General features: G+C 45.7%; 14 protein-coding genes. 6 read left to right on the top strand and 8 right to left on the bottom strand.

The window, feature by feature from the left end:
• Window positions 1-116: 116 nt before the first annotated feature.
• Window positions 117-464 (bottom strand): GlpM family protein, encoded by a 348-nt coding sequence (locus tag ACLIIY_RS21575; RefSeq protein WP_005436374.1) that lies wholly within the window; start codon window positions 462-464, stop codon window positions 117-119.
• Window positions 465-482: 18 nt separating this feature from the next.
• Complete coding sequence (locus tag ACLIIY_RS21570; protein WP_005436373.1) at window positions 483-842, bottom strand: hypothetical protein; 360 nt, start codon at window positions 840-842, stop codon at window positions 483-485.
• A gap of 227 nt (window positions 843-1069) precedes the next feature.
• Here ACLIIY_RS21570 and ACLIIY_RS21565 point away from each other — a divergent pair, with 227 nt between their 5' ends.
• Entirely contained in the window at window positions 1070-1252 is a 183-nt protein-coding gene (locus tag ACLIIY_RS21565) for a hypothetical protein (RefSeq protein WP_032802795.1), read from the top strand.
• Between the two features lie 42 nt (window positions 1253-1294).
• On the opposite strand, the gene pncB is transcribed toward ACLIIY_RS21565, so the two are convergent.
• Window positions 1295-2605, bottom strand: coding sequence for a nicotinate phosphoribosyltransferase (gene pncB / locus ACLIIY_RS21560; RefSeq protein WP_434529370.1), 1311 nt, complete (start codon window positions 2603-2605; stop codon window positions 1295-1297).
• A 390-nt stretch (window positions 2606-2995) separates the two neighbouring features.
• Between pncB and ACLIIY_RS21555 the strand changes: the two genes are divergently transcribed.
• Window positions 2996-3721: an NUDIX domain-containing protein gene (locus tag ACLIIY_RS21555; protein ID WP_005436370.1), complete on the top strand. Its 726-nt coding sequence runs from the start codon at window positions 2996-2998 to the stop codon at window positions 3719-3721.
• Window positions 3722-3753: 32 nt separating this feature from the next.
• Complete coding sequence (locus ACLIIY_RS21550; RefSeq protein ID WP_434529369.1) at window positions 3754-4407, top strand: nicotinamidase; 654 nt, start codon at window positions 3754-3756, stop codon at window positions 4405-4407.
• A gap of 98 nt (window positions 4408-4505) precedes the next feature.
• Here the strand turns inward: ACLIIY_RS21550 and sodC are convergent, their stop codons facing one another.
• From sodC to ACLIIY_RS21535, 3 genes are all read right to left on the bottom strand, one after another.
• Window positions 4506-5018 (bottom strand): superoxide dismutase [Cu-Zn] SodC, encoded by a 513-nt coding sequence (gene sodC / locus ACLIIY_RS21545; RefSeq protein ID WP_426694191.1) that lies wholly within the window; start codon window positions 5016-5018, stop codon window positions 4506-4508.
• Between the two features lie 27 nt (window positions 5019-5045).
• Window positions 5046-5510 (bottom strand): ankyrin repeat domain-containing protein, encoded by a 465-nt coding sequence (locus ACLIIY_RS21540; RefSeq protein ID WP_005436364.1) that lies wholly within the window; start codon window positions 5508-5510, stop codon window positions 5046-5048.
• 100 nt (window positions 5511-5610) lie between these two features.
• Window positions 5611-7125, bottom strand: a complete 1515-nt coding sequence (locus tag ACLIIY_RS21535; RefSeq protein WP_237303939.1) for a catalase — start codon at window positions 7123-7125, stop codon at window positions 5611-5613.
• Window positions 7126-7384: 259 nt separating this feature from the next.
• On the opposite strand from ACLIIY_RS21535, the gene ACLIIY_RS21530 reads away from it, so the two are divergent.
• From ACLIIY_RS21530 to ACLIIY_RS21520, 3 genes are all read left to right on the top strand, one after another.
• Complete coding sequence (locus ACLIIY_RS21530; protein WP_104035202.1) at window positions 7385-7741, top strand: VOC family protein; 357 nt, start codon at window positions 7385-7387, stop codon at window positions 7739-7741.
• 187 nt (window positions 7742-7928) lie between these two features.
• Window positions 7929-8738, top strand: coding sequence for an alpha/beta hydrolase (locus ACLIIY_RS21525; RefSeq protein ID WP_434529368.1), 810 nt, complete (start codon window positions 7929-7931; stop codon window positions 8736-8738).
• A 134-nt stretch (window positions 8739-8872) separates the two neighbouring features.
• Window positions 8873-9766, top strand: a complete 894-nt coding sequence (locus ACLIIY_RS21520; RefSeq protein ID WP_078609947.1) for a DMT family transporter — start codon at window positions 8873-8875, stop codon at window positions 9764-9766.
• Between the two features lie 71 nt (window positions 9767-9837).
• On the opposite strand, the gene manA is transcribed toward ACLIIY_RS21520, so the two are convergent.
• Entirely contained in the window at window positions 9838-11025 is a 1188-nt protein-coding gene (gene manA / locus ACLIIY_RS21515) for a mannose-6-phosphate isomerase, class I (protein WP_434529367.1), read from the bottom strand.
• A gap of 21 nt (window positions 11026-11046) precedes the next feature.
• Window positions 11047-12225, bottom strand: coding sequence for a MalY/PatB family protein (locus ACLIIY_RS21510; protein WP_434529366.1), 1179 nt, complete (start codon window positions 12223-12225; stop codon window positions 11047-11049).
• Window positions 12226-12249 lie beyond the last annotated feature (24 nt).

The following is a 12249-nucleotide window of genomic DNA, read 5'->3' as shown; positions in this document are numbered from 1 at the left end:
ACAGCGTTTTATAAACGCCGTGTTAGAGAAAGCTCAGAGAAAGGTCAATTGGAGCGAGATCACATCAGCTTGAGCAATGAATGTTGCGCTAACTACAATGCCAAGTTGAGCAAACTTTAGGCAGGCACCATCCAACGAGTCCAAAATGCAAGCAACATCGAGGCAAACATGACCCATACCAGCGTCGCGGCCGTCAATGTCCCCACCAAGCTCAAGCGGTAGCTAAAGTAGAAAACAGAAATCAGGTACGCCGCATAAGGAATCAAAGAATAGATGCCAAACAGAGCCGTTTGGCGCAGGGCTTCCATGTCTCGCTCGCTACCGACAATAAAGTGCGCGATCAGAGCAAAGGTCGGAAACAAAGGTACGAGCCCTGCGATATAAAAGCTTTTCGACTTCGATAGCATGGCAATAATCAATACTGCCACGGCACCAAGCAAAGATTTAAGAAACAGACTGGTCATCAGTGTATGCCAAACACCCTAAGCTAGGCTTAAGAAGAGCTCATCATCGGTTAGATACTTATGACGATGACTAAGACTGCGTAAGTGCATAAACATAAAATCAGGAAAACCAGGTGCGATAACGTTGTTTGGTTCCCAGAAGATGCCACCAACAAATACATAACGGCCTTGCTTCTCATCATCATGTAAAGGGTTGTTGATTGGTGTTGTCAATTCAGCACGACAACCTTCGACAACGCAAACGATCTGACCTTTGAAGATCCCGATCACTCGTTTCACAAGATTAGCTTTAATCCCACACTTCCAAGCTTGGCGCGTTGCCCACTCATAGCCGTGTTTGTTGATCGCTTTTTTCTGTAGATGCACAACCAAATTCATCGTTCATTCCTGACTTGACCTTTGCTTGTACTATAACCAAATCGCCTGTTAGGTTTGCCGATATTAATTTATCGAAACCATAGAAGGTAAAAATCAAGAAACGAGAGCGTTACAACAAATCGCCATTTACTTAACGGTTTTTAGGATTTTTCTGACATTAGAAACAGAGTTGTGTTGCATAGAATAGCGTCACATTTATAAAAATAATTATGACAACAAGGTGACGTATGGCTTTTGATGACTACTGGAAGAAGGTTCGCGAAAAGCACCTGAAAAGTGCCAATCTAGAAGGGCTTATTGTAAAGAGGGTTCGCGCTAACACAGGAAGTAAACGCCTTCCCTATCGCACAAAATGCGGCGCGCTGTGCGAAATCAAATACAACGAAGTTTGTGAATCACAAAAAGAGTGATGACATTGCACCACCCTTTTTCATCATGACTCACTTCAATATTTAAGCGTCGATAAGGTAGTTATCGCCCTCGTTTTCTAGACGATCAAGCAATACGCGACACTCATCAAGATCGAGCGGCTGCTCAAAACGACGCTTCAAATTCATCAAAAAGAAAATGTCTTCACACATCGCTTTCTCTGGCTCATCACTGATTTTCGCCACTGGAGAGCCATTGCACGAAACCATCTTGATTACGATTGAAAGTGGCTTATACGCGACACCTTGCTTGTTAGTGTACTCGCCCATATCGTTTGCCAAAAACGTACCAATACCAAAGCTGATTTGTACTCGACCTTGGAAGTGCTCACAAATGTCCAGTGCTTGATCAAAGTTCAAGCCGTCTGTAAACACCAAGGTTTTGGTCATAGGGTCGATGCCAAGCGATTGGTAATGCTCAATCATCTTCTCGCCCCATGTGTAAGGGCAACCACTGTCATGACGCACTCCTACATAAGCATTACTTAGCTCTTCATCGAAGTCTTTTAAGAACGCATCAATACCAATGGTATCTGTTAAAGCAATGCCTAACGCACCATTAAACATCTTTTGCCAACGCTGCAATGCTACCTTTTGTGAATCACGAACATTCACTAGCGCTTGGTGTCCCATAAACCATTCGTGTGCAACCGTACCGATTGGCGTGAGATCGAGCTCTTTCGCCAAATGGTAGTTACTGGTTCCAGTTAGGCTGTCAGGTAACTCTTGGCTCAGATACTGCAGCATTGAGCGCTGGGCTTGGAACGAGAAACGACGGCGGGTCGACATATCAGCAAACTTAAAGTTAGTGATATTGCGGCGTGTTAGTTCGGATTTTAGATGACTAACTTTCTCTTTAAGAACAGATTGGAATTGCTCAACTGGAATGTCTGCCCAACGTGCACGGCTGCGCACTTCGGACACAATACTCATGATGATGGTCTCGTAGAGAATGGTTTCTTTCCAAAGACCATTGATGGTGATGCGTAATTGGCTTGTGCCATCAGCCATGGTTTTAGTATTGAAAGAAACGTCACGTTGAGGGTTAAAACGAAATGCATGCAGAGCGTCAACAAACTCATAGCTAAGATAAGGCGCGACGCCTTTCATGTACTCGATTTCTTCTGCCGAGAAAGTGATGTCTTGCAGTTTAAGAACTTCCGCTTTCACATCTGGCAGTAGTTCAGACAGGTCTTCTTCACTGCGAACAATGAATTTGTAGGACACCATCGCATCTGGATAAAGCGCTGCAACAGCACTCATCATATTCACTTTGTATACGTCAAAATCTAACGCACTTTGAATGATGCGAGACGAAAATAAATTGGTGGTCATTCGGAGCCCTTCTACACGCCCTTTTTCGTTTATACCCAAATTCCCTCAGCACGGTGCAAACCGCATCTTATTGTTTTCCCAACGAAGTTGGTGGGAAGTTCTCAACAAGGCAAACTTGGGTATATAACTTGTTGTTACTAACTAAATTGCGTAAACAATAAACACCCACTATTAGTTTGTCAACTTTTGTTACTAACCACTCTTTTTTATAAGGTTTTTACGCGCAATAATCCAACAGCTATTGTGGATAACCTGAACAGATACGCACATTCATACTTAAACATCACCACTAAGAAAATGTATGTACGTTTCTAACAATCGGTTACTTACCCATTGATTGACTACTTGTTATGCGCTAGATTACTTACAAATCAATCTCAGGACCCAATCATGATCGTAACTGTCGACATCATTCCATTCAGACTATCTGGCTGTGCCGATAAAGGGTTGGAAGTGTTGCTGATCAAACGCTCAAATCCAGAACGCCCCTACCACGGCGTGTGGGCTTTGCCTGGTGGATTTGTGTTTGATAAAGACATGACGCACGAAGGTGGACGAGCAGCAGACGAAAACTTCGAAGCAGCACGACGTAGAATCTGCCGTGAAAAAATTCACACCTACCCTCGCCACTTTAGCGAAGCTTTTGTCGATGGCGATCCAAAGCGTGACCCTGAAGATTGGAGCCTGAACATCACCCACTACGCCTTAGTAGACCGCAATAACAAAGAACAAATCGACAACGCTGGTGTACCAGAGTGTCATTTGAAGTGGTTCCCGCTACAAGCAATCCTTGATGGTGAAGAAACCCTCGCTTTTGATCACCAAAAGATGATTGAAAAGGCATGGCAGAAGCTGCGTGCCTCTATTGAATACACCTCAGTATTGTTGTTCGCACTCGATAAAGAATTTTTGGTTGCAGACATCATTGCCGCATACCAAGAGTTCGGTATTGATATCAGTCGAATGACGATCAAACGCCGCTTGATTGATTCCGGTGTTCTAAAGCCAACCAACAAAGTCGCTTCCACTAACAAAGGTAAAGGCGGTAAGCCAGCCATGGTGTACACCTTAGCAAGCGACGAAGTGACCTTTTTCCAAAACTGTTTGCGTGGTTAACGCAAGCACAAAAGACAGACAAGGAGTCTGCCATGACCGTTCGAGTTAACTACCAAACTACCGCAGTGATCGACGTGGATCCTGAAAAAGGCTTCACCGAACTTTGCCCTGACGAGTTACCTGTCACTGGCGCATTAGAAATCGTTCCAGAGATATTAAAGAACCACACTAAAGGTCGCTTAAAGCTCGTTAGCCGTGATTTGCATCCACCAAAAGCAGCTTGGGATGCAGAAACGCCAGCGAATATGCTTGAACCTGTCGGCCTACCTAATGTGGACATTAAGTGGAACCGCCATTGCGTGCTTGGTACTACGGGTGTTGAGCTGCTGGACGGTCTACCTCCTGTTCTGGAATACGATTTCCAAGTCAACAAAGGCATGGACCCAGACGCACATCCTTATGGCATCTTTTTCCACGACGTGGCTGATACCAAAACTACAGGTGCGAATGAGTTCCTTAAATTCAACCACATCGATACGGTTGTTGTTGGTGGCTTAGCGCTTGATTTTTGTGTGAAGAAATCCGTGACTCAAGCTCTCGATTTAGGTTTCAAAGTGATTGTGAACTTAGCCTCTAGCCGTGCAGTCTTGCCAGAAACTATCGATGCAGTGATTGCGGAGATGGAAGAGAAAGGCGCAGTATTTGTTAGCAATGCAGATGACATCATCGTCGAGAACTTCGCGTAATTTAAGTCGGTTTAAACTAAGCCCATCAGCTTTCGCTTAAAAAGAAAACGGTCCAGCTTATCTGGACCGTTTTTTGTTTGTGGCATCTAAGAAGGGGATTACTTAATCACACCACACACAATGCGAGCACCGCCGCCGCCAAGTTTCGCCGGATGGTCGGAGTGGTTATCGCCCCCAGCATGAACCATCAAAGCACGACCTTTTACGTCATCAAGTTTTACTCGTGGTGCCAATACTGGCTGGTCCGCCATTCCATGAGCATTCACGTAAAGCGCTGGTAAATCGCCAAGGTGATTGTCGTCCGTCCAAGGGAAGCCATGCTTGCCTGTTTTTTCTGGGTCATAATGCCCTCCGGCAGCACCGCCAAGAATGGTTTTACCTTCTTTGGTAATGCTGTCACACGAGCCGTTAGCGTGTAAATGGAAGCCATGCGTACCAGCGGGTAAACCCTGTAGTTTCGGCGTAAAAACGGTGCCGTAATCACTGTCGCTGATCATCACGCTCCCGGTTGATTGACCAGAGCCAAGGTCAATCATTTCTACGCTTACTGTCTCGGCAAAAGTTGGGGAAGAGAGAAGCGTTAGTGCAGCAAGCCATGTTGTTTTATTCATACTGTGGGTCCTATTTATTGTTATTTATCAGTGTTGAAGTGATTTCAACACATTGGATTGACCATAGATCTCGGCAAACTCTTTCAAATTTAACCCTGCTTTATTGCGCAGCTCTGGTGAACAGTCCGCTTGATAGAGGTCTTTCGCTATGCCGATTTCACGCTTGATGAGTGCGCCCATTAATGCAGTGTTACCACGTTTATCTTGCAGGCAGGCGTTAGCGCCGGAGTCGAGCAGCAAGCGAACGGTTTCTCGATGTCCTTGATACGCTGCCACCATCAATGCGGTATAACTTTGAGTATTACGTTGGTCGATTGGGAAGCCTTGAGAAACAAATGTATCGACCACTTCGTTATTGCCAATTCGCGCTGCGTCAAAGAACAGTTCAACCAAAGATTGGTATTCCTCTTCCAGTTTGTCTTCTGCAGCTAATAAGCTCAGCGAGAAACTTAAAGAGAACAGAACGGCACTGAGCAAAAACACGGTTTTCATTTACTCACCCTCACTAACAGAATTTGAGAATGACCCACGGGAGCCCTGATTTTCGGGCAGAAAAGAGCAGATAAATCTCCCGCAGGTCAAAACTTATTGCTTACATCATCGCTTTGTTTTTCACTTGCTTGAGATTGGTATCTGTCGCCTCAGCCAGACGCGTACCGTACTCTTTATCTGCGCGATAGAAATAGCTCACCATGGTTTCCTTAACGTCTTTATCCATCACCTTGTTCAGGTCACCCGCTAAATTGGCAATCAAATCACTCTGGTCTTGCTCGTTCATGCTGCGGAACAACACACCCGCTTGGTAGAAGTTGCGAGGATTGCTGATCGCTCTTTGTTGAACAGTGCCAACCAGCTTGGTTTCAACCGCTTTAAATTGTGTGTCTTCTGCCAGTGCCAGTTTACGGCTTGGTTCGTAGTTCACATCACCATTGCCTTGCTTCGCGTTGTTGCTCAATCCATCTTGGTTATGGTTGTTCACTGATGCTAGAGGACGGTTTACTGGCAGTTGGAACAAGTTCACACCCACGCGGTACAGCTGTGTATCTGCATAAGCGAACAAACGGCCTTGTAGCAAACGGTCTTCCGATGGCTCGATACCAGGAATCAAATTCGAAGGCGCAAATGCCGACTGTTCAGTGTCTAAAAAGAAATTTTCTGGTAGGCGGTTCAACGTCATAGTGCCGACTTTTTGATCCGGTACATTTAGCCATACTTTGGTCGCATCCAACCCGTTGTAATCCAGTTTGCTCAGAGCTTCTGGTGACAGCACCTTCACGTAAAGATCCCACTTAGGGTAGTTACCACGCCCAATTTCTTTGTACAGATCATTGGTTAAATGGTTGAAATCTTTACCCTGCATTGCGGTTACTTCATCAGGACGCAGGCTTTCGATACCTTGTTGGCTCTTCCATTGGAACTTCACATAGTTCACATCGCCTTGCTTATTAATCCACTTATAAGCGTGCACACCAAAGCCGTCCATCGTGCGATAGCTTGCTGGCGTACCTAGGTTGCTATAAACCCAAGTCAGCATGTTGGTCGCACTCGGCTCATGACTGAAGAAATCAAAGAATCGGTTTGGATCCTGAACGTTGGTAACAGGAGACGGTTTTAGAGAGTGCACCATATCCGGAAACTTAATTGAATCGCGGATGAAGAACACAGGCAGGTTGTTCCCTACCAGATCCCAGTTACCCTGTTCAGTATAAAATTTAGTGGCGAAACCACGAGGATCGCGAAGTGTCTCAGGTGATCCTTTTGAGTGAATAACGGTCGAAAAACGAACAAAAACAGGGGTTACCTTTCCTTTGTTAGTAAAAGGAGCGGAAACCGTTAAATCACTAAAATCACCCGATGCAACAAACTCACCATGAGCACCCGTACCACGAGCATGCACCACACGCTCAGGAATACGCTCTCTGGCAAAACGCTGCAATTTTTGGATCAGGTGAACGTCTTGCAGTAATACGCTGCCGTTTTCACCTGCTGTGATTGAATTCTGGTTGTCACCGACTGGTGCACCGTTGTCTCTTGTCAGGGTTTGCGCCTGTAGAGATGTGCTGGCTAAGCCAACTGTAATTAATAAGAAGCTTTTTGACATCTGCATGGTTGCTCTCCAATGCGTGCTAACCATTTGACCAGTCGAGTGGTCAATGGATACTCAAAAGCTCTTTTCTGCCCACGAAGAATATATCTTCAATGATTACATTTGTTTAATGGGAAATAACGATAGATTTAATAGGGATAACCAATGAAATTTTTGAGGTTTTATCAGTTTGATTAATAAAACCTAGACTCGGGCTGAGAAACTCGACCGAAGAGTTAATACACTGACAGAAAAGCACAGCGATGAAAAGGACACCAGAATGCACCAACATGAAAAGTTAAATTACGTTGAGTTTGGCACGCGAGACATCAATGCGACTAAACAGTTTTTCGAGCAAGCCTTTGGATGGAGCTTCGTTGATTATGGTCCTGAGTACAGCGCCTTTTCAGGTCAAGGCTTGGACGGTGGCTTTTATGCAGCAGAGCAAGTCAGCCAAACAACAAATGGGGCAGCACTACTGGTGTTCTATAGCTCGGATATTCATGCCACGTTAGCCAAAGTCGAACAGTTCGGGGGCCAAGTCATCCGCCCTATCTTCGAGTTCCCGGGAGGTTGTCGTTTCCATTTTACCGAACCAAGTGGCAATGAGTTCGCGGTCTGGTCTGAAAAGCATTAATTAATGACAAGTAAAACAGTAATTAATGACAGGTAAAACAATAACGTACCACCGCATTCGATAATTGACTCGAAGAGTTACAAACCCGCTCGCCTCGCCTTTTCATTTATTGATAGCGCGGGGCTTTTTGATTGCTCAAATCTTATACAGTTGTTTTTGTTCTTTAAATCAAAAGCAAAGGTAAAACATGGAAGTTTTGAAGCGTTGGTTCATCGCCCTTTCTTTAGGGCTTGTGTTATCGGCATGCGGAGGTGGTGATGGCTCCGATGTGGACTCCTCAACATCGGACAACAATCTCAATCAAATACAGGCAAGCATCTTTTCCAACATCACGGGCGTCACCTACCCGTATGATGTTTATTTGCCTGAGAACTACGACGACCGACTTAGTTCTTTGCCCGTGATCTTTGTCTCGGACGGTGGAGGCACGGGATTGAGCTTCGCAGAGCTTATCGATGATTACGGTGCTGAAGTCATTCTCGTTGCCGTTCACGAAGGCCCACCGGGACGCAGAGACATTGATTACTTGCCTCCGGGCGTAGATGACTACTATCTCTTTCTTACGCAGGAACTCATTCCTATTGTTGAAGCAGAGTACGATATCGATCCGACTCAGCGCACGTTAGCTGGACATTCGTTTGGCGGTGCGAAATCCGCTTATGTGATGCTTACGGAAGATGTTGGTGCCGAGTTTTTCTCAAACTTTATCATCTCTGATGGTTCTTTTTGGCGTATTGAAGACACCATCTACCCTGTAGAGGAAGAGCGCTATCTTATTTCTCCTTGGCTTGAAGTGACGGCGATTTTTAGCGCCACATCTGGCAGAACAGGGAATTTTTATTGGGTAGATATCTTCTACAGCCATATTAAATCGAAACAGTACCAAGGGTTCACTCTGCCTCCTTTAATTCACTACAACGGATTAAATCACGGCGTGATGTGGTACCACACTTATAGAGACAGTTTGCCAATCTTGTTTCCAAAAGAAGAAATTTAAGATCATCAAAACAAGTCAGCGGTAGCCAGATTCGGAACTCGCGTTGCATTTCTGGTTGATCTCATCCTTGGTTTAATCCACTGTTAGCGCAACAATTAATCAATGAGGCGCTAGACCTCGACCAAGGATGTAACATGACCGCAGCCAGTTTTTTTCGCTTACTTTGTCTCGCTGCTATTTGGGGTGGCTCGTTTCTATTTATGCGAGTCGCCGCCAATACGTTCGGACCGGCTTACTTAATCGAATTTCGAGTGGGGTTTGCAGCAATTGCCTTGTTGCTCATCTCCATTTATCTCAAAAAGAGACTCTCCTTCACCGCGCATACTAAACATTTCTTTATTATTGGATTGTTTAACACCGCGGCACCGTTTCTGTTTTTCGCCTATGCTGCGCAGACGCTCAATGCCTCAACTTTATCGATACTCAATTCAACGGCTCCTATTTGGGGCGCATTGATTGGTTTTATCTGGTATCGCAGCCCGCTGACCAAGAAAGCGATTCTTGGCATGGCGATTGGTATCACTGGCGTCGCAGTATTGGTCGGTTGGAGTGCGGTCAAGATTGGTGAGGAGGCGATTCTGCCGATCATTGCTAGCTTGTTGGCCGCATGTAGCTATGGAATCGCGACCAACTACACTAAGAATGCTCCTCAGATTCCGGCTTTCAATAATGCACACGGCAGTATGTGGGCAGCGGTGATTTGGGTACTTCCGCTACTGCCATTTTTACCAATGCGTGCAGAGCCAACCAGCATAGAGTGGAGCTCTGTGGTTGCTCTCGGTGTGGTTTGTACCGGTTTGGCGTATTTGCTTTACTTCCGTTTGGTATCAGAAGTAGGCCCAGCATCGGCACTTTCGGTTACCTTCCTCATTCCAGTCTTCGGAATCTTATGGGGTTATCTGATTCTAGATGAACCAATCGGCTTCAATACCATCATAGGGACCATTCTGGTGCTTAGTGGGACAATGTTGGTAACAGGCTTCTCTCCTGCTGCAATGCTGGCGAAGCGAAAAGAGAAAGTCGCTTAACCGTTTTTAGGCGTCATAAAATCAAACAAGGCCGCTGTTCAAGCGGCCTTTTAGTATTAACAACGAAATGACTAGTTATACGCCCTCGCCAACGTACCACTCCCTTGATATTGGTAGAGCTTACAATCGTTAGTGATAAACGCGGATTCTCCGGCTTTAAGAGTCAGACTTGTTTCTAATGTCATGACCTCAACACTACCTTCAACACAAAAAACAATCTCAGCACCACGCACAAACTGTTGCTTGCATTCCTCATCGGAAGAGAGAATATCAAACCCAAAATCGTCCACCGGAATTGGATAGCTCAACTTGCCCTCTTTGTGGATTGGCGACAGTTTAATCTGTTCCGGTTGCGTGGTGTGAAATGCCGTATTGGCGATAAGCTCATTCACATCAATGTACTTGGGCGTTAACCCAGCTCTAAGCACGTTGTCAGAATTCGCCATGATCTCCAAAGCTGTACCTTGTACATACGCATGAGGCGTTTCGGCATGGAGGAACATCGCTTCACCAGGTGCAAGCTCTATCGTGTTCAACATCAACGGAGACAGCAATCCAATGTCTTGCGGGTAGTGCTTTTGAAATTCCGCCACATAACTGAGCACTTCTCTTTCCAATGCCGTCTTTGGACCACGCTCTAACGCTGCGTCCAGTTCTGCCAAGGCTTGAATTTTATGAGCTTCGCTCAAGGTCATGATCGCCGTGAAGAAGTCTTTCAACCCGTCTTGATTTGGGTGCTCGGCTAACGCGGTCACCTCGCCGTCTAAACTACGAATACCGAATTGGCGGAACAGCGTCAGTATCTGTTCTATCGGACGAAAGCCATTCATCGCCTTGTAGAAAGTCAGCGCATAGACCAACTCTGGCTTGTGATTAGCGTCTTTGTAGTTGCGATTAGGAGCATCAAGTGGAATACCTTGTTCATTCTCTCGTACAAAACCAAGCTCAGCTTTACGCTTGTTCGGATGAACTTGAATCGAGAGCGGAGAATCCGCCGCAAGCACTTTGAATAGGTAAGGAAGTTCCCCGAAACGCATCATGGTGTAATCACCAAACATGCTTGCTTTATCTCTCGCAATCACATCAGATAACAACTCACCGGTTGTTGCGAGGCGCGAGCAACCATTAGGGTGCGCTCCCATCCAAATTTCAGCTTGAGGTTGATGGTTCACATTGTCGATACCAAACAGTTTAGAAATCGACTCTTTGCTTCCCCAAGCGTAGTTTTGAATCACGTTATCTAGCTTGAACAGTGACATCTCACACTCTCCCGCGGTGTTTTAACGCTGCAATTCGATAGCTTGAATCAAGGCTGAAACGCCCTGCTCGACTTTGTTTCTTGGGCAACCCAGATTGAGTCTGAGATAGCCTTTACCGGAATCGCCATAAACATCTCCAGACATGATGGCTACATTGAATTGTTCAATTAACGCCTGATTAAGCAGCTTCATATCTAGATTCAAAACAGATAGATCAATCCAAGCTAAATAGGTTGCGTCTGGGACAAGGTAGCTCACCTCAGGAAAGGCACTTTCAAGTGCTTCTTTCACGTATTGATGGTTAGCCAATACATACTCGTTGAGTGCCTTTAGCCAAGGCTCTCCGTGACGATAAGCCGCCATCGTCCCAAGCACGCCCATGATAGAAGGCGATGAAAGACCATCCACCTCTTTGAGTTTATGTAGGTAACGTTCACGCGTTTGTGAATCTGCGATCAACGCATACGCACCATTCAAGGCTGGAATATTGAACGATTTAGACGCCGATGTAACGACAGCCCAATCTTGTGAACGGCCAAACCCCACGTAAGGGATGTGACGCTTAAAGCTCACGTCCATATGGATCTCATCCGAAATCACTTTAACTTGGTGTTGGTTACAAAGCTCCGCCATCTTTTCCAATTCGCTTTGGTTCCACACTCGCCCTGTTGGGTTATGAGGGCTGCACAACAACAGCACAGTGTTGTTCTGGTCAGCGAGTTTGGTTTCCAGATCTTGCCAGTCAATTTCAAATCGACCTTGCTGCTTGATGAGCGGACTGCGAACGCACGCACGACCTTGCCCTTCAACCATTTTGTCGAACGCATCATAAGCTGGTGTATGGAACACCACGCCTTGTCCCGGCTGGCTCCATTGCTCAATCAACTTTGACACAATGTAGATAACCGATGGTCCGTACACCACTTGCTGAGTGTCGATTTCGCAGTCAAAACGAGTTTGATACCAGTAGCGAATCGCGGACTTAAAATCCTCATGGTTCCAGCGGCTATAACCTAATACCGGATGCTCTAAACGTTGTTTAAGCACATTCATCACCGGCTCTGGCGCAGCAAAATCCATATCTGAAATGGTAAATGGCAATAAACCCGCTTTACCAAATCTATCCTGAACGTAGTCCCACTGCGTGCAGTAAGTGCCAGTGCGATCAATCGGTGTATTAAAGTCGAAATTCTGAGTCATACGAATATTCCAATATTAAGGTCC

The sequence above is a fragment of the Vibrio sp. K4 genome (genome assembly GCF_051122595.1).
GTDB lineage: Bacteria > Pseudomonadota > Gammaproteobacteria > Enterobacterales > Vibrionaceae > Vibrio > Vibrio owensii.
Note: the sequence above shows the minus strand (reverse complement) of the source record. Positions and strands in the feature narration are given on the sequence as shown.